Origin of the sequence: Pseudomonas sp. 09C 129, assembly GCF_002843625.1 — a bacterium.
Taxonomy (GTDB): domain Bacteria; phylum Pseudomonadota; class Gammaproteobacteria; order Pseudomonadales; family Pseudomonadaceae; genus Aquipseudomonas; species Aquipseudomonas chlororaphis.
In genome coordinates, this window is the sequence record NZ_CP025261.1 from 3,870,049 (window position 1) to 3,892,714 (window position 22,666).

General features: G+C 60.8%; 17 protein-coding genes. 14 read left to right on the forward strand and 3 right to left on the reverse strand.

The genetic code is table 11. The features are described 5' to 3' along the window. Positions 1 to 149 precede the first annotated feature (149 nt). The 5 genes from CXQ81_RS17540 to CXQ81_RS17560 all read left to right on the forward strand — a co-directional run bounded on the left by CXQ81_RS17540 (position 150) and on the right by CXQ81_RS17560 (position 5,668). Positions 150 to 1,730, forward strand: a complete 1,581-nt coding sequence (locus CXQ81_RS17540) for an ABC transporter substrate-binding protein (RefSeq protein ID WP_101337981.1) — start codon at positions 150 to 152, stop codon at positions 1,728 to 1,730. A gap of 75 nt (positions 1,731 to 1,805) precedes the next feature. Then, positions 1,806 to 2,822, forward strand: coding sequence for an ABC transporter permease (locus CXQ81_RS17545; protein ID WP_101337982.1), 1,017 nt, complete (start codon positions 1,806 to 1,808; stop codon positions 2,820 to 2,822). A 1-nt stretch (position 2,823) separates the two neighbouring features. Then, complete coding sequence (ddpC, locus tag CXQ81_RS17550) at positions 2,824 to 3,705, forward strand: D,D-dipeptide ABC transporter permease (RefSeq protein ID WP_053261166.1); 882 nt, start codon at positions 2,824 to 2,826, stop codon at positions 3,703 to 3,705. Positions 3,706 to 3,707: 2 nt separating this feature from the next. After that, the gene (locus CXQ81_RS17555) at positions 3,708 to 4,697 is read left to right on the forward strand and encodes an ABC transporter ATP-binding protein (RefSeq protein ID WP_101337983.1); all 990 of its coding nucleotides are present in this window, start codon (positions 3,708 to 3,710) and stop codon (positions 4,695 to 4,697) included. Further along, complete coding sequence (locus tag CXQ81_RS17560) at positions 4,697 to 5,668, forward strand: oligopeptide/dipeptide ABC transporter ATP-binding protein (RefSeq protein ID WP_101337984.1); 972 nt, start codon at positions 4,697 to 4,699, stop codon at positions 5,666 to 5,668. The genes CXQ81_RS17555 and CXQ81_RS17560 overlap by 1 nt, the downstream gene beginning before the upstream one ends. 102 nt (positions 5,669 to 5,770) lie before the next feature. Here the strand turns inward: CXQ81_RS17560 and CXQ81_RS17565 are convergent, their stop codons facing one another. The 3 genes from CXQ81_RS17565 to CXQ81_RS17580 form a co-directional block, all read right to left on the reverse strand. Further along, positions 5,771 to 6,493 carry an SDR family oxidoreductase gene (locus tag CXQ81_RS17565; protein WP_101337985.1) on the reverse strand — a complete coding sequence of 241 codons (723 nt, stop codon included), beginning with the start codon at positions 6,491 to 6,493 and terminating at the stop codon, positions 5,771 to 5,773. 321 nt (positions 6,494 to 6,814) lie between these two features. Next, positions 6,815 to 7,084, reverse strand: coding sequence for a hypothetical protein (locus tag CXQ81_RS17570; RefSeq protein ID WP_087090967.1), 270 nt, complete (start codon positions 7,082 to 7,084; stop codon positions 6,815 to 6,817). Positions 7,085 to 7,937: 853 nt separating this feature from the next. After that, positions 7,938 to 8,900, reverse strand: a complete 963-nt coding sequence (locus CXQ81_RS17580) for a bifunctional GNAT family N-acetyltransferase/nucleoside diphosphate kinase regulator (RefSeq protein ID WP_101337987.1) — start codon at positions 8,898 to 8,900, stop codon at positions 7,938 to 7,940. 1,293 nt (positions 8,901 to 10,193) lie between these two features. Between CXQ81_RS17580 and CXQ81_RS17590 the strand changes: the two genes are divergently transcribed. The 9 genes from CXQ81_RS17590 to glyA all read left to right on the forward strand — a co-directional run bounded on the left by CXQ81_RS17590 (position 10,194) and on the right by glyA (position 22,615). After that, a complete protein-coding gene (locus CXQ81_RS17590; RefSeq protein WP_007925591.1) occupies positions 10,194 to 10,826 on the forward strand; it encodes a hypothetical protein in 633 nt (210 codons plus the stop codon). Positions 10,827 to 10,842: 16 nt separating this feature from the next. Continuing rightward, positions 10,843 to 12,108 carry a tetratricopeptide repeat protein gene (locus CXQ81_RS17595; RefSeq protein ID WP_157832254.1) on the forward strand — a complete coding sequence of 422 codons (1,266 nt, stop codon included), beginning with the start codon at positions 10,843 to 10,845 and terminating at the stop codon, positions 12,106 to 12,108. Then, complete coding sequence (locus CXQ81_RS17600; RefSeq protein WP_101337989.1) at positions 12,105 to 16,577, forward strand: RHS repeat-associated core domain-containing protein; 4,473 nt, start codon at positions 12,105 to 12,107, stop codon at positions 16,575 to 16,577. The genes CXQ81_RS17595 and CXQ81_RS17600 overlap by 4 nt, the downstream gene beginning before the upstream one ends. Before the next feature lie 6 nt (positions 16,578 to 16,583). Further along, the gene (locus tag CXQ81_RS31070) at positions 16,584 to 16,988 is read left to right on the forward strand and encodes a toxin-antitoxin system YwqK family antitoxin (protein WP_157832255.1); all 405 of its coding nucleotides are present in this window, start codon (positions 16,584 to 16,586) and stop codon (positions 16,986 to 16,988) included. 138 nt (positions 16,989 to 17,126) lie between these two features. Next, complete coding sequence (locus CXQ81_RS17605; RefSeq protein ID WP_218244941.1) at positions 17,127 to 17,498, forward strand: transposase; 372 nt, start codon at positions 17,127 to 17,129, stop codon at positions 17,496 to 17,498. Between the two features lie 395 nt (positions 17,499 to 17,893). After that, positions 17,894 to 18,463, forward strand: coding sequence for a type 1 glutamine amidotransferase family protein (locus tag CXQ81_RS17610; RefSeq protein WP_101337990.1), 570 nt, complete (start codon positions 17,894 to 17,896; stop codon positions 18,461 to 18,463). Between the two features lie 675 nt (positions 18,464 to 19,138). Then, the gene (locus CXQ81_RS17615) at positions 19,139 to 20,269 is read left to right on the forward strand and encodes a hypothetical protein (protein WP_157832256.1); all 1,131 of its coding nucleotides are present in this window, start codon (positions 19,139 to 19,141) and stop codon (positions 20,267 to 20,269) included. Beyond that, complete coding sequence (locus tag CXQ81_RS17620) at positions 20,262 to 21,263, forward strand: alpha/beta fold hydrolase (RefSeq protein WP_101337992.1); 1,002 nt, start codon at positions 20,262 to 20,264, stop codon at positions 21,261 to 21,263. The genes CXQ81_RS17615 and CXQ81_RS17620 overlap by 8 nt, the downstream gene beginning before the upstream one ends. Beyond that, on the forward strand, positions 21,260 to 22,615 hold the full coding sequence (glyA, locus tag CXQ81_RS17625) for a serine hydroxymethyltransferase (RefSeq protein WP_101337993.1): 1,356 nt from the start codon (positions 21,260 to 21,262) through the stop codon (positions 22,613 to 22,615). The genes CXQ81_RS17620 and glyA overlap by 4 nt, the downstream gene beginning before the upstream one ends. Positions 22,616 to 22,666 lie beyond the last annotated feature (51 nt).

Below are 22,666 nucleotides of genomic sequence, written 5' to 3' on the forward strand. Positions count from 1 at the left end.
TTTTCGAAAAGCACACTGCACAGCCCACTTTCAATGTGGCTGATAACAACAACAAACCAGCATCACTTACGTTTCACCTGCAACTGCCCGGTTATAGCTTTTATAAAAAACCTGACCTACTTCCCTATCGAATGATCAAGGAAACCGGCATGAACCCAATGAACACCGTGACCAGCAAAACCTTTCCCGGCGCCGGCAATCTGCTGCTGAGCGTTTTGTGCAGTGCATTGAGCCTCGGTGCCTGGCAGGCTGCTGCGGCGGCTGTACCCCAAGACACGCTGGTCATCGGCAAACCCGCCGATCCGCAGACCCTCGACCCGGCCGTGACCTTTGATAACAACGACTGGACCATCACCTATCCGTCGTATCAACGCTTGGTCGGCTACAAGGTCGAGGGCGACAAAAGCAGCACTGAAGTGCAGGGCGACCTGGCCGAGAGCTGGACCGTTTCCCCTGACAGCCTGGTCTGGGAGTTCAGAATCAAACCGGGCAATAAATTCGATGACGGTGCCCCGGTAGATGCCACAGCGGTAAAGTTTTCCTTTGATCGCTTGATGACCCTCAAGCAAGGGCCTTCCGGCGCATTTCCGGAGGACATGGTGGTGGCGGTCGTCGATCCGCAGACCGTCCGCTTCACCCTGAAAACGCCTTTCGCGCCGTTCCTGTTTACCCTGGCCCACAACGGTGCTTCGATCATCAACCCCGATGTGGTCAACAAGAGTCCGGACGTAAACGCCTGGCTGTCGAGCCACACCGCGGGCTCCGGTCCTTTCCGCCTGAGCAACTGGCAAAAAGGCCAGTCGTTGACCATGGAGCCAAACACCTATTTCGCCGGCCCCAAACCAGCGCTGAAAACCGTGGTCATCAAGATCATCGGTGAGCCCTCCGTGCGCCGCCTGCAGTTGGAACGCGGTGACCTGGACATCATCGAAGACATGCCCGAAGACCAGCTTGGCGCTCTCGCCAGCAAGCCGGGCGTCGTGGTCAAGGATTTCCCGTCGTTGCGGGTGACCTACCTGTACCTGAACAACAAAAAGGGTCCGCTGACCAGCGTCGATGCCCGTCGTGCGATAACCGAAGCCGTGGATTACAACGGCATAGTCAAAGGCATCCTCAAGGACAAAGCCAAGCTGATGAACGGGCCGATCCCGGACGGCATGTGGGCTTATGACAGCTCGCTGTCGCCGATGAGGCAAGACATGGCAGCCGCCAAGGACAGCCTCGCCAAGGCACCGCAGAAAATCACCAACCTCAGCTACATGTATTCGGACAAGGATCCCAACTGGGAACCGATCGGCCTGACTCTGCAAGCCGCATTGGCGCCACTGGGCATCAACCTCAAGCTGGAAAAACTCGCCAACGCGACATTGCGTGAGCGCGTCGGCCAGGCGGACTACGACATCGCTGCCGGGGCCTGGAGCCCGGACTTCGCGGACCCGTACATGTTCATGAACTTTTGGTTCGACTCCAAGATGCAAGGCCTGCAAGGCAACCGCTCGTTCTACAGCAACCCGGAAGTCGACAAACTGATCCGCGAAGCAGCCGCTACCAGCGATACCGCCAAGCGCGTCGAGCTGTACCAGAGCGCGCAGAAGGTGGTGCTCAAGGACAGCGTTTACGCCTACCTCTATCAGAAGAGCTACACGCTGCCGATGCGTGATTCGGTCAAGGGCTACCTGTTCAACCCCATGCTCGAACAGGTGTTCAACCTGGGCAGTATGAGCAAGTAAACCCGCTTCCTCGCGCCAGCTGTTCGCGGCTGGCGCGGCTTCTGACTCTCGTCGCTCGTGTTACTGAGGTGCCAAATGGCCTTCCTGACTTTGTTGCGCAAGCGTCTGCTCGGCCTGTTGTTGGTCGTGTTCGGTGTTTCGCTGATTACCTTTGCAATTTCGCACTTGATTCCGGGCGATCCTGCCCGACTGATCGCTGGCGACCGTGCCAGCGATGCCTTGGTGGCCGGCATCCGTCATCAGCTGGGATTGGACCTGCCGCTGTATCAACAATACGGTCGTTATCTGATGGACCTGCTGCACGGAGACCTGGGCACCTCGATACGCACCAGTCGTCCCGTTCTGGAAGACTTGCAAGCGTTCTTCCCGGCAACCCTGGAACTGGCGCTGGTAGCGCTTGTGCTGGCGGTTCTGGTCGGCATCCCGCTTGGCGTGCTGTCAGCGGTTTATCACAACCGGGTCATTGACCAGATCGCCCGTACCCTTGCGGTCACTGGAATTTCCACGCCGGCCTTTTGGCTCGGTCTTGGTGCAATCGTTCTGTTCTACGGTCACCTTGGCTGGCTACCGGGTGGTGGCCGGTTGTCCGAAGGGCTGGCACCGCCACCGACAATCACCGGTTTTTATCTGATCGACTCGCTGCTCGCCGGTGATGGCCGACTGTTTCTCAATGCTGTGGAGCACCTGATTCTTCCCGCTGCAACGCTGGGGTTCGTGACCTTGGGTGTCGTCGCACGACAGATTCGTTCAGCCATGCTTGATCAACTGGGTGAGGACTATATCCGCACCGCACGCGCCTATGGCCTGTCCCGATGGACCGTGATCCTGCGCCACGCACTGCCCAACGCCCTGATTCCTTCGGTGACTGTCCTCGGGTTGACCCTGGGTGATTTGCTGTATGGCGCAGTGCTGACCGAAACAGTATTTGCCTGGCCTGGCATGGGCGCCTATGTCGTCAAGTCGATCCAATCGCTGGACTTCCCCGCGGTGATGGGCTTCGCCATTCTGGTTTCGTTCATCTACGTGCTGTTGAACATGGCCATCGATCTTTTGTACCGCGTGATCGATCCACGCATCGGCGAGGTGAACTGAAATGTCCGTAACCCTGACGGCAGCGCGCCGCCCGCGCTGGAGCGAAAAAACCGCCTACCTGGCCTACCAGATCCGCCGAAGCCCGCTGACCATGGCGGGCCTGACGATCACTTCTATCGTGTTGCTGTGCATGATCTTCGCCCCTTGGCTCGCCAGCCACGATCCCAACGCACTGAACCTCGCCGAACGCCTGGCGCCACCGTCCAGCGACCACTGGTTCGGCACCGACGAAGTCGGCCGCGACCTGTTCAGCCGCGTGCTGTTCGGTAGCCAGCAGTCGGTGGGCGTCGGCCTGTTCGTGGCTTTTGCCTCCTGTTTCATTGGCGGGTTGCTGGGATGTTTTTCGGGAGTGGTCGGTGGTCGTTTCGACGCGTTAATCATGCGCCTGATGGACATCATGCTGTCGGTGCCGTCGCTGGTACTGATTATGGCCCTGGCGGCGGCGTTGGGCGCGAGCCTGTTCAACGCCATGCTGGCGATTACCCTCGTGCGAATTCCGTCCTATGTGCGGCTGGCCCGTGGCCAGGCCTTGAGCATCCGGCAGATGGGGTACGTCAAGGCCGCCCAGACCTTCGGGGCTGGACGCTGGCACGTGGTGCACTGGCACGTGGCACGCAACGCGATGCCTCCATTGCTGGTGCAACTGAGCCTGGATATCGGCAGTGCGATCCTCATGGCCTCGGCCCTGGGCTTTATCGGCCTGGGGGCACAACAGCCCACGGCCGAGTGGGGCGCGATGGTCGCTACCGGGCGTAACTACATCCTGGATAACTGGTGGTACTCGACCTTTCCGGGTCTGGCGATTCTGATCACAGCCACCGGCTTCAACCTGCTGGGCGATGGCGTGCGCGATCTGCTCGATCCACGGCAACAGGGGAAATGACCATGCACACTTCGAGTCCAGTACTGGCCATCGATAACCTGAGCCTGGAATTCCCGGCTTACAAAAATAACGTCAAGGCCCTGAACGGCGTGTCGTTGCACGTCAATCCCGGCGAAATCGTCGGCGTGGTAGGCGAGTCGGGGTCGGGCAAGTCGGTCACGGCGATGCTCAGTATGCGATTGCTGCCAGAGCGCAGTTATCGGATCACCGCCGGCAGCTTGAGCATGCTCGGTCGCGACATGCTGGCGGCTCCTGAAAAGGAGCTGCTACAGATGCGTGGGCGCGATGCCGCGATGATTTTCCAGGAGCCGATGACGGCCCTGAACCCGACCCGGCGCATCGGTCGGCAAATGCTCGACGTGATCATCCATCACCAAAAGATCAGCGCGGCCCAAGCCCGTCTCAAGGCAATTGCATTGTTGCGTGACATGCACATCGCCAGCCCGGAGCAAGTATTGGAGAGTTACCCTTTCGAGCTGTCCGGAGGCATGCGGCAACGGGTGATGATCGCGCTGGCGTTCTCCTGTGAGCCGCAACTGCTGATCGCCGACGAGCCGACCACCGCCCTCGACGTTACCGTGCAACGTCAGGTGCTGTTGCTGCTGAGGGAAAAAGCCCGGCAACGGGGCACCGCCATTCTGCTCATTACCCATGACATGGCCTTGGTTTCACAGTTCTGCGACCGGGTGTATGTGATGTATACCGGCGCGGTGGTTGAAGAGGGCGGTACCGTCGAAGTGATGGGCAACCCGCAACATCCCTATACGCAAGGGTTGCTCAGTGGCCTTCCAGAAATGGTCGAGCCGGGTCAGCCGCTGCTGACCATCCCCGGTCAAGTGCCAAACCTGGCGTCTTTGCCTGTGGGCTGCACCTTTCAGGAGCGTTGCCCCTACGTCATGCCGGTTTGTAGCAAACGCCCGAACCTCAACAACATTAATGGTAATGAGCAACGTAAAAGTGCGTGCTGGTTACCGGTTAAGGAGCTTTCGTGATGAACAATGCCGTCATTCATACCACCACCCAAATGGCACCCACGATTCTCCAACTTGACGATGTTCGCGTCCGTTTCCCCATCAGTAATGATTGGCTCGGTCGACCGCGGGGATATGCCCACGCTCTGAACGGCATTGACCTTCAGGTACGGGCGGGAGAAACCCTCGGAATAGTGGGCGAGTCAGGCTGTGGCAAAAGCACATTGGCGCAGCTATTGATGGGCTTGGTGCCGCCCAGCAGCGGCGAGCTGAACTGGGCCAGTCGCAGCGGCGGCGAGGGCAGCAGCAACGTTCAAATTGTTTTCCAGGACCCACAGTCTTCGCTTGATCCACGCTTGCCTGTCTGGAAAATCATCACCGAGCCGTTATACGCCCGAGGTCACGCCTCCCGTGCGCAGATGCGCGATGTGGCGGCCCGGGTCGCGGCCCAAGTCGGTATCCGCCCGGAATACCTGGACCGCTTTCCCCACCAGTTTTCCGGTGGTCAGCGACAGCGGATTGCCATTGCCCGAGCCCTCTCATCAGACCCGGATATTATTGTCCTGGACGAGCCGACATCGGCGCTGGATATTTCGGTTCAGGCACAGATCCTTAACCTTCTGGTGGAGTTACAAAGCGCTCGCAACCTGACTTATATCCTGATTTCCCACAACGTCTCAGTAGTCCGCCATATGGCAAACCGGGTAGCGGTGATGTACCTGGGGCAAATCGTTGAACTTGGCAGCGCAGCCCAGGTTCTCGATCAGCCACGCCATCCCTATACCCGTTTGTTGCTCGAGGCGGTACCACGACTAGGCGTGCCGCTGCATGCCGAACACGTTGCGGCGCCTACCGAATTGCCAGGGAACCGTCGGCTACCGAGTGGCTGCTTCTTCCGCGAACGTTGCGGCCTGTGCACCGCTGGCTGCGAAAAGCCCCAGGCCTTGCTGGAGAATGAGCAGCAGCGCGTGCGATGTCATTTACAGAGCTGATCACTGCCAGCAGACCGCAACACGGGACCTCGATCGTGCGGACGACTTCAGGTAATCGCTGAGCAGACCAGCAAGGGCGACGCAGGGCACGGCGCTGTTGTATCAGCACATCGATTTGCCAACGGACGCTCCGCCATCGACAAACAATGTCTGGCCAGTGATAAAGCCGCTCTGTTCCGATAACAGGAAGGCGATGGCCGCCGCGACTTCATCCGGCTGACCGAGCCTGCCCATGGGAACGCTCGCCAGGTAACGCGCTTCACCGTCGCTGCCCAGCGGATTGCCGGCGCGGAACAACTCGGTTTCCGTGGGGCCTGGAGCAACGGCGTTGACGGTGATCCCGGTGGCTGCCAACTCCAATGCCCAGGACCGCGTGAAGCTGACCAGCGCGGCTTTTGCCGCGGCATAGGCGGTGCGGTGTGGGATTCCCAGAATGGTCAGGCTGGAGATGTTGACGATCCGTCCCCAACCGCGATTGCGCATACCCGGTAGCAGTGCTTGCGTTGCCTGCAAGGCGCTATGCAGGTTGATCCGCATGACCTCATCAAAGTCATCGAGCTGTATATCGCCCAATGCCTGCGGGCGTACCAGGCCAACGTTATTGATCAAACCATCGAAGTCATAACGAGAAACGAGCCCCGCCAACGTTCTTTCGGTCTGCGCCCGGTCGCCCAGATCGAGGGAAATAAGGGTGCCGGGAAAGTTTGGATCGTTGCTGTTGCGAGCGATGCCGACTACATGGTGGCCCGCTTGGGACAATTGGTTCGCGAGCGCACGTCCAATGCCTTTGCTGGCACCGGTGACAAGGAAGGTACGAGTTTTCATTGCAGAGCTCCAAACACCCGGCAACATCCGGGATCGGGGAGGGGGGCAGCGCCAGGATGTGGCGCGCCATCAACCAGGACGGAGTCGGAAGCATGCCCTGTCTGGATACTCTATTGATGTGTGTTGTGGCGATAAACCACCGCCAGAGGAATTCATTTGGACTTGGAAGGCAATGATCACTGGGACAGCAAGGTTGAAAATGCAGACTTTCGTATCTTTTGTTGAGGCCCGTTGTCAGCAAGTTACGCGGCAAATCGAGGAGCCTACAACAGGCTCTGGTGCACGCTCACCACGCAAGTCACGCACCAGGCCCGTCAATAATTACCACTGGCCGCTTATGAGACAGCCGACGATTTCCCAACCGCTGTATTCCCACCAGGAATATCGTTCATCGGAGCAACTTCTGGCCAGGCTGGCCATCTGGATTTCGCCAGCTTTTTGATGGGTTCCGAAAGGAGTGTCAATAGAAGCTGTCACCTGATTGACGGTCTGGGGGGCCTTGATGGTGGTCGGATGCACGGAAGCGTTCGCGACAGTTGCGGTGAAAGCGAGCGTCGCGGATACGGCCAGAGAAGTTATGGGCTTTTTCATGTTCGAATCCTTTCAGTTATCTGACATGCGGCTTATACATCGGCCTGACCTGCCTTTATCAATAATCTGAACAGATCGGGCACTCGCGTAGTGTGGCGCCATGAAAACCTACCATCGCGCTGCCTCCCGCACAGTCGCTCAACGACACTATTGACAAGCTGGTAAATGCTTGGGTTTTTCTGTGGGGAGAGCTGCCCAAGAGTTAGCGATTTCTATCGGCGTGGTGCCAATTGCTGTCGTCATGGTTTGAGGCGGAGGGATGCCAACGGCGTTGTTTCTGAGGACGGCATTCAAGTGTGCAGCGGTAACCGACGCCACACCGTGCATGATTACGAGAATGGAGGCTTTGCCAGGCTGAAAATTTGGCCAACCCTAGCCCCAGCTCTGCATATGATGATTCGCATAATGTATATTATGTTAAATCATGTGTTATGTCAGATATGTTCATGAGCGTGTTAAACCACTGATTCGACAAACCTGCTTCTGATGTCCACTCTCTCAACGGGCAATGAAGATTCCGTCGATGCTCTGCTCTCAGTTGCGACTTCTTCGATCTTGTCCAATGCCGCTTGCGTCTCGATCTGGACGAGCACACACAGGTCCTGGTCTGCCGTCGCGGATGCCCCAGTTCTTGAGTCGGCAATCGACAATCTCCAGCGATGCAACCGCAACCCCTGTCGCCTGGATCACATCACTGAAGTTGATCATCTCGTGATCGAGAGCGAATCAGCAGACCATCAAATTTACTTTCAGGATTTTACCGCCATGCATTCGACTTCAACGCGGGAGTTCGAGGCCTCGTCCTTTGGGGGATCTTCGCGCCTGATGGACGAACACTGAGCTAAAGGCGCAATTACAGGTGGAAATCACCCGCGGCCTCCGGCTGGTAAAGCACTTTCCTGATCTCAATCCGGCGGGTCCGATCAGAAATTCGCCAGTCGATGGCGTCCCCCTCCTGATAGCCCAGGATGGCGGCGCCGATGTCGGAACACACGGAATGCTTCCCGGCGCTGCTGTCCGCGTCGTCAGGGTAGACCAAGGCCACTTCGATCTCTTCGTCGTCCAACTGCAGCAAGGCCCTGGAGTTCATCGTGACGACATTGCGCGCCACCTGCTGCGGCTTGACGACAATGGCTCGCTCAAGCTCATGTTCGAGTTCAACAACGGCCGGGCCTTGCTCGAGCGCGATCAGACTCTCGAGCCTGGCCTTGTCGATTTCAGTGATGTAGATCCCCGTGGAGTCGCCAACGGCACCTTCGCGCAATAACTGGAGATAGCGCCCCGCCGTCATGGAAAATGACTTCAATGCTGGCGTTTCGCTCTCAAGCAGAAAGCCGCTGCGCAGAAAGGCTTTCTGCGAGCGCGCATTGTCCGGGTGGATCTTGGCGATGAGCTTCTCGGCCCGCATGTCGAGGAAGGCCAGTTTCATGCCTTCGCGGATCGTGCGGGCGCCAAGGTTTCGCCCCCATTTGTCGCTGTCTCCGATGACCAGGACTATTTCGCAATTCGAGCCGGTCTTGATGAGACGGACAAAGCCCACCGGGGAGTCATGCCGGTCATAGGCCATGAAGAATCGGCCACCCCGGTTGAATAGATGAGTCAGGATCGGTAATTGAGTCCGATCAATGACTTGCTCGATGGAGCGGGAAACGTCACGTGAATCGCTCAGATAGCAAGTGACGCGCTCATCCTCCAACCAATCCTTCAACGTCAGCGCATGTGCCCGAGTAATTTCAGGGCACAGCGAAATGAAAGGCTTGTTCATCTTCACCACACTTATTTGTAAAGGATGAAAGCCCTTCATGGCTATGGCCATGACGGTTCTTTCGGCAACCGGCTACTTTAAGACATAACGCGAGAAATGCCGAACAACCTGCGCACTTTTCCTTAATAAACGGTTCTATGGCATTAGCATGATCCGGCATGTGGACACGGCGTAAAAAGCGCTTGCAAAGCCAGTCGCAGCGTCAGGAGGTACCACAACCCTTCCCTGCTTCAAGAATCAAGAAATCGGCGGACGAGTGACAACGGCAATGCCGCCAGAAATAGCGCTGCACCCAACAGTCTGAGAATGCACTCAAATGGCAAGGGCATTCCCCCGCCAGGGCTTACGAACCACAAACAAGCCCTCAGGCATGAAGAAACCCAGTGTTCGTGTCAGGCCATGTCCTTCGTGTTCATGACGAGTCCTTGAGTGCCGCTTCTCTTCCGGTCAGCGTGTACCGCTGCTCGTGCGAACTGAAGATGCGGCACCGTTGCCGATACTTGTCCCGTTCATCTACGTCCAACTCAAACTCAGGTACCGCGCTTACAACACTATTGCTGCACATCTGCGGGCGATCCAGGCTTTCTATTCCTATGCCAAAAGCCGAAGCCTCAATTCAGATTGCTGCCTGAATGCTTGGATGACTTCGTTTGTTGAAAGATTATTTTGCAATAAGCACTCATGATAAGTATCAGCATGAAAGCATTATTAGCAATCAGAATGCTGGCCATAAGACTTCATCTAGATTTCGTTTCGCCTGCTTTTCGATTTCATGGGGGCGTCCAGCGAACTGCAATTTCGATACTTGCAAAACATTGAAATACATAAGAAAAAAAGAACAAAAAACAAAAGCATCTCTGCCCGGTCACGCTAAATGTGAAACACATACAAATTTCACACATTACATACCAACGGCTCATCGATAAATAATCGTTATATTCGGTTTCGTTGAAGTCAAACCTCGCCTTGAGCTACCGTTTCTCACTAATGGAAATCAATCACTGCAAATAACGGATTATTCAAAGTGAACACGCTGATCGATGACGCCCTTTATCGTTCAGCCAAATGCAAAGGATGTTTCGCCGCAAATTACCGGCGTTTGGCAGATTGGCTGACCCTCCCCATTGGTTCTCTCCGAAAGTTTCAAGTCCTTCCCGCACGCCGTGTGAAATGCCAACGAGCCCGTGATGTGCAGGCGCGTTCGAATGGAACCCAGGCGCTCGGCCCAGAAACCCGGCCGAGAACGTCCTCCCCTCGCTACCCCACCGGCACCAGTTCCCGCTGTCGGCGCCATGACGTGACCTCCCGCTCCCTCCGGGCGGAGCCCAATAAAAGGCGATCGACATGCTACCCACCCCCACTCCCCTGCCCTCCGAAACCTCCACGGAAGATCCCGTCGGATCCCTGCGCGACCTGCTGGAACGCAGCCGGACACCGCCCCGGCAGGAACTGGAAGCCACGCCGAGTCCCATCAGCGAACGCCCCCGGTCCCTGCTCGGCGAAGTCATCGATACCCATCATCCCGAGCTGCCCGGCTACGTGTTCGTGCGCTGGTCGGCGGGCAGCGAACAGGTCGCACGATGGCTCGAATGCGTCCGCACCGTGGTGCCGCAGCGGGGCGACCGCGTCCTGCTGGAGCAGCCCGCCAACTGGCCCGAAGCCCTGGTGGTCGCCACGCTGGAGCCACCCTGTCCCGGCGCAATACAGCCGCCCCCGAGCGAAGCGAGCCAGACGATAACGGTGCCCTCCGGCCAGTGCGTGCGCATCGCCGATGCCCGCGGCAACCCGCTGATAGAGGTCCAGGGCTCCAGCCAGGGGCCGGTGGTTCGCCTGATCGGCGACGATGTCGACCTGCAGGTCGACGGCAAACTGCGGCTGCGGGCCGAGGCCATCGAACTGCGTGGCGGGCGTGGCGGCGTCGATATTCGTACCGATGCCGAAACCGTGCTGCGAGGCCGCTTCATCCGGCTGAACTGACCACGGGGGCTGATGCATGCAGCGTGAATTCGCCACGATGGAAGCCGGCTTGCAGGCGTTCATCGAACAACCCGACCAGCCCACGCTCATCCTCGACATGGCCGAATGCGACAGTGCCTTCCCGCTCGGCGTCCTGAAGAACTGGGACCGGCAATGGCCCAGCCATATCTTCCTGCTCTTTCCGTTCGACTGCTCGGACAGTGCCGCCTACCTGCAGTGCTGCATCGATTCGCTGGCCATGCAGATTCGCGCCGGCAACGAATTCCTCGTGGAGGACGAGCAAACACCGTGGCCGCCGCTGCCGCTGGCCTGCTCCGACCCTGCGGGCCAGCCGGCAGCGCGGCTGCAAGCCGCCATCGAGCACATTCGCCGCTGCGTGCCGGCGCACGCCTGTATCGTCTGGGGATTCGCGCCGGCTTCGATCGGCGACCCGAACGGCTACCTGGAACTGATCATCCGCCTGCTGGCGCTCGAAGACGTCGAGCCGTGGATGGAAGGCCAGCGCTTCATCGTCCGCGACGACCGAGCCGCGCCCTTCCTGCTGCCCCGGCTCGCCGACGCGCCGGCCCGCCACACCTGCGTACTGAGCATCGATTTCTCCGTCGCCAGGGCAGCCGACGGTCTGGTCCGCAGCGTCAACGACCCCGCGCTGCCAGTGGCCGAGCGCATGCAGGCCCTGACCCAGCTCGCGGCCTTCGACCTGGCCCATGGCCGCCTCGATCAGGCGTCGCAGAAATACGCCCTGCTGCATACCTACCACCACCAGCAGGACGACAGCATCGGCCAGGCGCTGGCCCTCGGTGGCGCGGGTGACGTTGCGACCCGCCAGGGCAATCATGCCCTGGCCAGGCAGCGCTACCAGCAGGCGCTTGCGCAAGCCGCCGACGGTAATGACCTGAGTGTCACCCTGAACCTGCTGATGGCTGCAGGCGGTAGCTGCCTGCGCCTGGGGCGCTGCGGCGAAGCGCAAGGCTATCTGGAACTGGCCGAGCGCTGCGCCGGCAAGCTGATGTTCCTCAACGCCAAGCTCGACGCGCTGGAGCAACTCGGTGAAGCGCAGCGCTGCGCCGGCAAGCTCACCGAAGCGGCGCGCACCTGGGTGACGGCCAAGGATCTGGCCCTGCAATTCGGCTGCCTCGAACCCTGCCGCTCGATCCTCGACCGCCTGATCGCCCTTTGTGCCGACGCCGGTTTGCGTGAACAGGTACGCGGCTTCACGGCAGAAAAAGCCGCCCTGGACGATGGCACGCCGAAAACCGCACCGGTCGAGTCGGTCCAATGAACTGGAACACCACCGCCAAGCTCCCCGACGCGGGCGAACAACCGGCCGCGGAGCCGTTGATCGCCCCCACCGGCGATACCAGCGTCGATGCCCTGGCCGAGGTGGTCAATAACACCGCCCAAGCGTTCCAGGAAGCGCCGCCGCCCGAACAGGGCGAAGTCGGTGTGGTCAGCCACTGGGTCAACGCCGCCCTGGCCGTGGTCGGCACCCCCTTCGAGCTGCTCAACACCGGCCTGGCGCTGCTGGTTTCGCCGCTCGACCACCTCACGCCGGGCATGCCCGCCGCAGTGCTCGGCGTGCCGCACCGGGGGGTGCCCCACGCCCATTCGCACCCGCCCAGCCTCAACGCGCCACTGCCCAGCCTCGGCACCACCCTGGGCTCATGCTGCGTCAGCGTGCTGATCGGCGGCATCCCCGCCGCGCGGGCCGGCGATCTGGGCATCGCACCCACCTGTGGCAGCTTCTTCCCCGGCTACGACATCTGGACCGGCTCCAGCAACACCTACATCGGCGGCTCGCGGGCCGCCCGCATGAGCCTGGACATCACCCGCCACTGCAACCCGGCCTCCGCCTTCGGCAAGTTCGGCATGGCCATGACCGCCGCCGGTGCGGCAGCGGGCGGCCTCTCGGCGGCGGCGCAGGCCGAGGGTGGCGAAGGTGGCGAAGCGGCCGTGACTGCCGCCCAGGCTGCCGCCGACGCCGCCACCATGGCCCTCGGCGCCTTGCTCGGCAAAGACCCCGGCGTCCCGCCGAGCACCGGCACCCTGGCGATGGGCAATCCCACCGTGCTGATCGGTGGCTTTCCCCTGCCCGACGCCATGGACGTGGCGGGCGGCCTGGCCAAGGCAGCGAAGAAGCTCCCCGAACTCGCCGCCCCCAAGAGCAAGAAAGCCAACCCCGATTGCGACCGCCCCGGCCACCCGGTAGACCCGGTTACCGGCGCCAGCGCGGACGAACTGGTCGATTATCAGGACCAGGGCCCCGGCCGCTTCACCTGGGAGCGCTACTACTACAGCCATTGGAGCGAGGAAGACGGCCTGCTGGGCTTCGGCTTCCGCCACAGCCTCCAGCACGAACTGCTCCTGCTGCGCACCCGCGCCCTGTACATCGACCCGCGCCGCCGGGAGTACGAATTCCCGCGCCAGGCGGACGGCCGTTACACCGGCACCTTCGGCGGCTATACGCTGAGCCAGTCCAGCCCGACCCGCTTCATCCTCCGCCACGAGCGCCACGGCATCCTCGGCTTCGAACGCAGCGGCCCGGCGGACATCCAGGCCCGCCTGGCCGGGATCGTCATCGACAACATCCGCCGCACCCCGCGCTACCACCCCGACGGCCGGCTCGAATGCCTCTGCGACGTCGACGAAGCCGGCGAGCCCCTGCAAACCTGGTGGTTCCACTACGACACCCTGGGGCACATCACCGAGGTGCTGCGAGCCCGGCCCGACCACACCCTGAGCGTGGCGCGCTACGCATACGATGGCGCCGGCTGCCTCGCCACCTGGTACGACGCCCTCGGCCACAGCGGCTCCCACGGTTACGACGCCCAGCGCCGCATGACGCGGGTGACCGACCGCAACGGCTACTCCTTTTCCTACGCCTACGACGCCCAGGGCCGCTGCGTGCACAGCGAAGGCCAGGACCAGTTGTGGCGGGTGGACCTCGCCTACGAACCCGGTCGCACCCGCGTCACCGAGGCCGATGGTGGCGAATGGCTGTTCCTCTACAACGAGGCCGGCACCGTCGTGTGCGTCATCGACCCCTATGAAGGCGAGCGGAACATCCTCACCCACGCCGACGGCCACATCGTCGAAGAAGAGGACTCCGGCCGCCGCGTGATGCGCTGGCTCTACGACCCGGACGGCCGCAACACCGGGCGCATGGACCGCTGGGGCAACGTCTGGCCAACCAAGGACGACGCCCCCAACCTGCCCAATCCGCTGGAACACAAGGTGCCGAGCACGCCGCTCGGCCTGCAGTGGGGCGAAGCCATCGAGCACCTGCCCGCCACCCCCCTCGACCTGCCGGCCGAACTGGCCGAGTTGGCTACCGACGTGCTCGCCCTGCCCGAACCGCTGCCGCCGCAAACCCGCCATGACGTGCTGGGCCGGATAGTGGAGCGCCTCGATGCCTACGGCCGCCGCGAACACTTCGAACACGACCCGGCCGGCAACCTGGTGCGCTTCACCGACAAGGACGGCCGTGAGCACCACTACACCACCACCTCCTGGAACCTGCGCGGCAGCGAGACCGACCCGCTCGGCCACAGCGTGCGCTACGGCTACACCCAGCGCGAAAAGGTCCGCCAGGTCATCGACGCCAACGGCAACGAAAGCACCTACGACTACGACTACAAGGACCGCATCACCCGCGTCGTCCGCCACGGCGTCACCCGCGAAACCTACGCCTACGACACCGGCGACCGCCTGATCGAGAAGCGCGACGCCCACGGCGACCTGCTGCTCCGCTTCGAAGTGGGCGACAACGGCCTGCACAGCACGCGCCTGCTGGCCTCTGGCGAAGAGCATCGCTACCAGTACGACGAACGCGGCCACTTCACCGAAGCCTCCACCAACACCCACGAGGTGTGCATGAGCCACGACTGGGCGGACCGGCGCACCAGCGACCTGCGCGACGGCCAGGGCGTGCGCCACCAGTACCGGGGCCGGCACCTGGCACGGACCACCTACCTCGACCGTTTCACCGTGGATTACGCCATGCAGCCTGGCGGCTCTCTGCTGATCCACACCCCGGACGGCGGCACCCACCACCTACAACGCGGCGCCGACGGCCACCTGCTGCTGGCCCTGGGCAACGGCAGCCGCGAACTGCGCCGCTTCAACCTCGACGGCCGCTGTATCGGTCGCCTGCACTGGTCCTCCGGCCAGCCCGAAGCGGCTCGCTGGCAGCGCTACCACTACAGTGGTGAAGGCGAGTTGCGGCGGGTGGAGAGCAATACCGACGGCATCCGCGAATACCGCTACGACGCCGCCCACCGCCTCGTCTGGGAAATCCGCGACGGCTCGCCGACACGCCACTACGCCTACGACCCCGGCGGCAACCTGCTGGCCACCCCGGCCGTGCCGTGGATGCGCTACCGCGAAGGCAACCGCCTGGAAACCTCCAGCGCAGGCACCTATCGCTACGACCAGCGCAACCATCTCTGCGAAGTGGTGGACGTCCATGGCCACAGTACCCGCTACCACTACAACAGCATGGACCTGCTGGCGAAGGTCAGATGGAGCGACCGCCCGGACGCCTGGACGGCGGAATACGACGGCCTCTGCCGGCGCATCGCCAAGACCCTGGGCGCGGCCCGCACCGAATACCACTGGGACGGCGACCGCCTCGCGGCCGAAACCGCGCCCGACGGTCGGCTACGGCTCTACGTCTACGCCAATGAAGACGCCTTTCTGCCCTTCCTGTTCCTCGACTACGACACCCCCGACGCCCCGCCCGAATCGGGGCGCGCGTACTTCGTCTTCTGCAACCAGGTCGGCCTGCCGGAACGCATCGAGGATGCCCGGGGGCGGGAGGCTTGGCGAGCGGAAGACATCGACCCGTACGGCCTGATCCGCGTCGCCGAGGGCAATACGGTCGAATACGACTTGAGATGGCCGGGGCATTGGTTCGAGCGGGAGACGGGGCTGCATTGCAATCGGTTTCGGGTGTACTGCCCGAGGTTGGGACGGTATTTGCAGTCGGATCCGATGGGGCAGGCGGGAGGGATAAATTTATACGCTTATTCCACCAATCCTTTAATAACGGTTGATGCACTAGGATTAAGCTGTGATCAGCCTGAAAAGAACGCTAACGAGGCCACCAAATCCCAACAATGCGGATCCGGCAATGAATCATCCCCGGATCCAAATGTGCCCTCGACGCGCCATTACACGGATGATGGCGCTCCACCACCCGGAATGACGAGACAGGAGTTTTACGACCTTCAGGCCGAGTTGAAAACTGTTGCTGATGATGTATTTAAAAAACTTTTGGATGCCAATAAAAGAGGCAAGCGTATAGTAATATTGGAAGACGGAACCATATTAAAATCAAGCACAAGCGGAATTCGGCCTTGTCTTTCCGTCGTCAAGGATTTAACGGTTAAACCACCGGACCCGCCAAAGTATTTCTTTGGGCAAAATACCGGAGCGGAGCCTATAGACTTGCATCCTCTTTTGCAGAAGCGCGTTGATGTCGTCGTTGCTCTCAACGAGGAGTCCAGTCCATCGCCTGAAAAGCAGGCCCAAGGTTGGACACGGAAGAGAGGAATCCCGGGTTCGCACTCTGAGGTCCAGGCGCTCAATCAAGGTATGCAAGCCAGAGTTGATCCCGAATCAATACCTGAAGATTTTGCTGTCTACAATATTGACACGGGAGGCACATCAGGTCGAAATATTGGCGATCCGATGCCACGTTGCGATAATTGCAAACCAGTCACTGACGGTATAGTGCCACTTACTGGATGAAGAAAAATGCTGAGAGTACCTATAAATGAGCTTAGTTATCGCCAGGACGGGCTCTACTACTTTAATAATGAACCATTTACTGGCGTCGCAGTAGAAATGTTGGAAAATGGTCACATAAAAACAGAAATAGAACACCGCAATGGGTTGCAGTGGGGGGGGGCGAAAGAATGGTACGGACCAGATCGCCCGATGGTTGAATCCAACTTTTTTGAAGGTGTGTTGCATGGCCGTGCCAGAGAGTGGCATGAAAATGGACAAATTGCAGAAGATGGAGAGTACGAGTATGGGATTACTATTTGGAAGAAGCATTGGGACGAGAACGGAGTTCTAGTGAAAGAATACTCCATTGACGAATCGGACCCACGTTTTCAGCGTGTTCTGCAGCGTCGGATTATATACGGCCGATCGTAGTGAAGTCATGATCCACTTCGGGGGCAAGCACGAGACCAGGGATCAGGTGTTAGTGCGCCGAGCAAAGCTCAGATGCAGCGGCAAGACTCGGGACCAGGTTTTGCCTTTTGCCCCCTACCCTCTTAACTTACCCAACCCATGACCAGACCTCTCCGCATCGAATTCCCCGGCGTGGTCTGTCACGTCACTTCCCGAGGCGACCGGCGCGAGCCGATCTTCGTGGACGATGCCGACCGCGAAGCCCTGCTGGCGGTCGTGGCCCAGGGCATGCTGCGCTTCGATGCCCAGGTGTTGGCCTACTGCCTGATGGGCAATCACTATCACTTCGTGCTTCACACCCGGCAGGCGAATCTTTCGCGGTTGATGCGGCATATCAACGGTGTGTACACGCAGGTGTTCAATCGCAGGCACGGCAAGGTGGGGCATTTCGGTTCAAGGCATCCTGGTCGATCACGAGGCCTACCTGCTGGAGGTTCCAGTCTCTGGGGACGCCGTGATTTGGATTACTGATTACTTCTGTGGAGGGAGTTTTATCCTCGGTAACTTCCTTTGTTTCTAATGGCTTCTTGTCCATAACCAAATCATGGCGGGTCATTCGATTGCTAAAGCAGTACCTGTCCTGGTGTGCCACCCGATACAAACGGCGCCTTGAGCGCCATATCATCAATGCTCGCCCCAACCACACTCGTTACCGCAGCCTGTAGGCAACACCACCCCCCCGCCGATTTCAATCCTCAACCCGCCGCCCCTTTGACCACTGTCATTGTCGAGTCCGATGCATCCCGCCGATACTCAGCCCCGTCATTCAGCGACGCGCCAGCGCCTACACTCGATGGCAACCGGCCAGGACCCGCATTCTGGATCATTGCCGCCGATCATCATGGATACTTGAGAAGGACACTCAAATGGTACGTGCCGTCACTATTCTCACCGAGAATTTCTCCGACTGGGAACCCGCACTCATCAATTCCACGGGGCGAGCCTACTATGGCTTCGACACTCGTTTCGCAGCCCCCGGTGGCAAGCAAGTGACCTCATCTGGAGGAATGACCATCATCCCGAACCTGGCCATCGAAGCCATCGCGCTGGACGATGTCGACTTGCTGATCGTGACGGGAGGTCCTGTGTGGAAAACAGACAAGGCACCGGCAATCGAGGCGCTGGTTCGTGCGGCCCACGCCAGGAAAATCGTCGTTGCCGGCATCTGTGACGGCACCCGCGTCCTGGCCCAGGCCGGAGTGCTGGATCACGTGCAGCATACGTCCAACTCCGCCGAGAACCTGAAGCAGGTGCATTACCGCGGAGCGGATTATTACCAGGATGTGCCCTATGCCGTTGCCGACCAGGGTGTGGTCACCGCTCCTGGTAGCGCGCCTGTCAGCTTCATGGCGCAAATTCTCAGTACCTTGGGTTTGAACGACAAGAAGCTCGATGCCTACCTGGCCATGCATGCGGCTGAACACATTCACTGCTGAGCCCCCTGCTTTCCTCTATTTCTCCCCTCCCCTGACGCCGCGGCCTATTACTTGGCCGTGGCGCACCTCCGGCTTTGCTGATGGCAGGTCCGCATGTTTTCCACCGCTGAACCGCAGCCTGGGGCAGTCCGATAATTTTTTAAAAAATCGGAAAAAACTTACTTGCGCTTACGACATTACCTACTAAGGTTTTCCCCTATGGCGAGCAGGGTCATCCCCTAGCCAAATCAGGGATTACCTGATGCCGTATCAAAGGATGCTTTATTTAGATCGCCCAAAAGGCGACATTTTTCCTACCCAAGCTAAGGAATGGCTTAATGTTTTTGTTTGCCGATATTGTTGTCCGGAACCTGCCAGCCCCCCTTGAAACCCCCGCCCTCAGCACCTCAGCCCATGAGCGAAATGCTGCAAGCAATGATTCCTACCCCCTCGGAACCCTGCCCGACATTCCGTCAGGCTCCCTCCTTTGCGTGCGCCTTAGAAACTGATCGGCCCGCTCGAAGCAAGTAAAAAGCCGACGCATTTTTACGATATGACCGACTAAGGCCGTCGTACAAAAAACGCTGCGCGCTCTATGGCTTTCCGGCTGGACGGGAGAGCTACGGGTGCCCGGAAATGCGTTCTCCAATGGATCGAAATCGCCGCCGGATGATGCCTGCGCGCCGAGGATCGGACATGTCAAAAACAACAGCTCAAGGCCCAGCCACGGAATCGATCGAACGGCTGGGCATGATGCAGGCGCTTGCCGACGCCAGGCTCAGCGTCGAGGCCAGGGCCATGGTCGCCCAGGCCTTCTACACCGGGGTTGCCCAGGAAGTTTCCACGGTCATACCGCTCAAGGATGGGACCGACCCGGATCTCGGACTCTTGCGCCAGCTGCTGATCGCTGGATGGGGCGAAGAGCTGGGACAGTATCTTGAAGTGCTCGATGTTTGTGGCAGCAGCGCTGCCGAGGCCTTGCGCAAGGCCCAGCTGGCGGTCAAATCCGGCACTGCGCTCTTTGCCGCTGGCAGCCTGGCCACTCGCACTGGATGGCACTGTCTCCTCTCGATCCATCACGGGTTGGCCGACGAACATAGCCTCGAGGTTCTGGCGCGGCGGCTGCAAGCAGCGCAATCCGCTGACGTCGGTTCAGCCCTGGCGCACATGCGTCGAGGGCGCGGGTGCTATGACGATTATGTCCAGGCGCAAGCCCTGCACGCGCACGCTGAGGACGGGCTGCGCACAGTTGTTGCGCAACCGATGACGCCAGTGCGCCTGCGGCAAACCGGGCGCCTGGCCTTCAATACCCAAGGGCAGCGAGTGAGTCTGCAACGCAGCCTGGACATCGCCACGATCAATGTCGGCAAGCCGCCCTTGGCGACGCTCCTGGCCTGCCTGCGGCGGGCCGATGTCATCGCCGAGGGCGACACCCTGTGTTCCTCCCATGACTGGCGCCCGGCTCACCAGCAGGATGCCATCGGCATGATGACGGGCCTTGTGCCGCTCTCCTTCGCAGTCCCTGGAGAACAGCTGCTGCCCGGGCAAACCAGCCTTGAGGCACGTGCTCGTCGCTGCCCCACGGCGCGCCAGGCGCTGGCCTGTTGCCGGGCGTCCGAGCTGTTCATCAACGGCGCGGGCAGGCGCGGGATCCCGGCCTCGCAGGTGATGAGCGCGACGTTTCCGGTGGGAATCGAAATACGCCGCACAGGCGCTTCGCAACTGTTCCTGGAGATCGAGGGGCCGTTTTGCGACGCCAGTGCCGCCACCCACCTGCTCAATGAACTCGCTGATGTACTTATGGATAGGAGTGAATGGAATGACTGAAAACATCCAGTTCGATGAACAAGCCCTGGCCGATGAAGTGGCTCGAATCTCTGCCACGTTTGCCGAGGTGCTCAAGCTGCCGCATGTCGGCCCTGCAGACAATTTCTTCAACCTCGGCGGCGACTCCTTCGACGCTATTCGGGTGATGTCGCGCTTGTCCTGCAACCTGCCCATCGTGACGCTTTTCGAGCACCCGACGGCCGTTGACCTGGCCCGGCGCATCCTCTGCGAAGCCACTCGACAATCCGTGCGCCTGGTCTGTTTTGGCGATGCGCAAGCCGCCGCGGGTTCGACCGCGGTGGTTGCAGTGCCTTTCGGCGGCGGAGACGCCACGGCCTACCGCGGCCTGTTTCAAGGCACGCAGGATGTGCAGGTTTTCGGCGTGGATTTCGGTGACTTCAAGGTCGAGGACGCTTTGGACTTCCATGCCCTGCTCGACACCCTTGCCACCGAGATCGAAGAGATCGGCGCCGCCCGCCTGGTGATCTACGGCCACTGCGCCGGCGCGGCCACCGCGGCGTGCATTGCCTCGAGCATGGCCGACAGGCACGAGAGCCTGTCACTGGTGGTTGCAGCCTCGCGCCCGGTGCTGGATGCCGATGCCGCGATTCGCGCCGCCGAAACCACGGCGGACCAGACCTGGACCGACTACCTGCGTTCCCTGGGCGCCTTCACCGGACTGCTCGACAGCCAGGTCGAGAGCATGCTGGCCCGCGGCCGCAGAGACCATCTGATCGCCTGCGAGGCCTATCGCTACCTGGCGCAGCACCCGGCGCACGGCGTACCGGCATTGCTCCTGCTGGGCGATGAAGATCCGGCTACCGCCGAGCCCGAAACGGTATTGGAGCAATGGCGCAGGTTCATCGACGTCACCCAGGCCGCAACCCTGGCAGGTGGCGGGCATTACTTCGTGCGTACCCATGCGCGCGAGGTCGAGGAAACCGTGCTGGCGTTCGCAGCACACAACACCAAAGGAAGGGATAGCAAGTCATGACAGTCAATCATCAACCACTTCTCACCCAGGCCGATCTGCTCAAGCGCGGCTTGGCCGATCTTCAGGCACACGACGCCGAACTGGCGCAGATCCTGGATGCCGAGGTCGCTCGCCAGCAACGCACCCTCTCGCTGGTCGCCTCTTGCTGCGCGGTCAAGCCCCGCACCCTGGCGGCTTCGTCCTCCGCGCTGGTCAATGTCACCGCCGAAGGCGTTCCCGGACGCCGCTATCACGCCGGTTGCGAAAACGTGGACCTGGTCGAGTCCCTGGCGATCCACCGTGCCCGGGAGCTGTTCGGTGCGCAATATGCCGGTGTCCAGTCGCACTCGGCCTCCAGCGCCAACTACCAGGTGCTCGCCGCCCTGCTCGAACCTGGAGACACGCTACTGGGCATGGCCCTGGATAACGGTGGCCACCTGACCCATGGCAGCCCCGTGACGTTCTCGGGCACCTACTACAAGGCCATCGGCTATGGCACCACCAAGGAAGGCCTGATCGACTACGACGAAGTCCTCAGGCTGGCCCTCAAGCATCGGCCGCGACTGATCATCTGCGGCGCCACGGCCTACTCCAGGGTCGTGGACTTCGAGCGCTTCCGGCAGATCGCCGATGAAGCCGGCGCCATCCTGATGGCCGACATCTCGCATATCGCCGGCCTGGTGGCGACCGGGCGCCATCCGAGCCCGATCGACGCCGCGCACGTCACCACCACCTGCACCCACAAACAGCTCGCGGGCCCCCGTGGCGGCCTGATTCTCTCGGGCCGTGACGCCAATGAAAAAGTCCCCGGCCGCGATGCGACCTTCGCCCGGGTGCTCGAACTGGCGGTGTTCCCGAGGATGCAAGGCGCGCCGGCCGTCAACATGATGGCCGCCAAGGCCACGGCGCTGGGTTACGCCATGACCCCCGAATTCGATGCCGAGATGCAACGCATCCGCGACGCGGCCGATGTGATGGCCAGCGAATTCCAGGCCCGGGACTATGAGGTGGTGGGCGGTCGCAGCGAAAACCACACCATTCTGATTCGCTTGCGCGCAGCGATGACCGGCGCTATCGCCGAGACCGCGCTGGAGCACTGCGGCATCATCGTCAACAAGAACCGGGTGCCCGGCGAAACACGTTCGTCCTTCGTCACCAGTGGCCTGCGCATCGGTACCGGCGCCCTCGCCCAGCGCCATGTCGACCCGCAGGGATGCCGGCAGATCGTCGACCTGCTCTGCCGGATCCTGGACCAGGTGACTCCGCTCGGCGAGAGCGAGTTCACCCTGGACCCGGCGCTGCGCAAGCAGTTCTGCGCGGAGGCCGAGGCGCTGTGCGTGAAGTATCCGATCGCTGACTACCTGGCAGGCTGAAGCAGTCTCCGGCACCGCTGGAGGCATGGCACGACGGTCCGGCGATCGTCG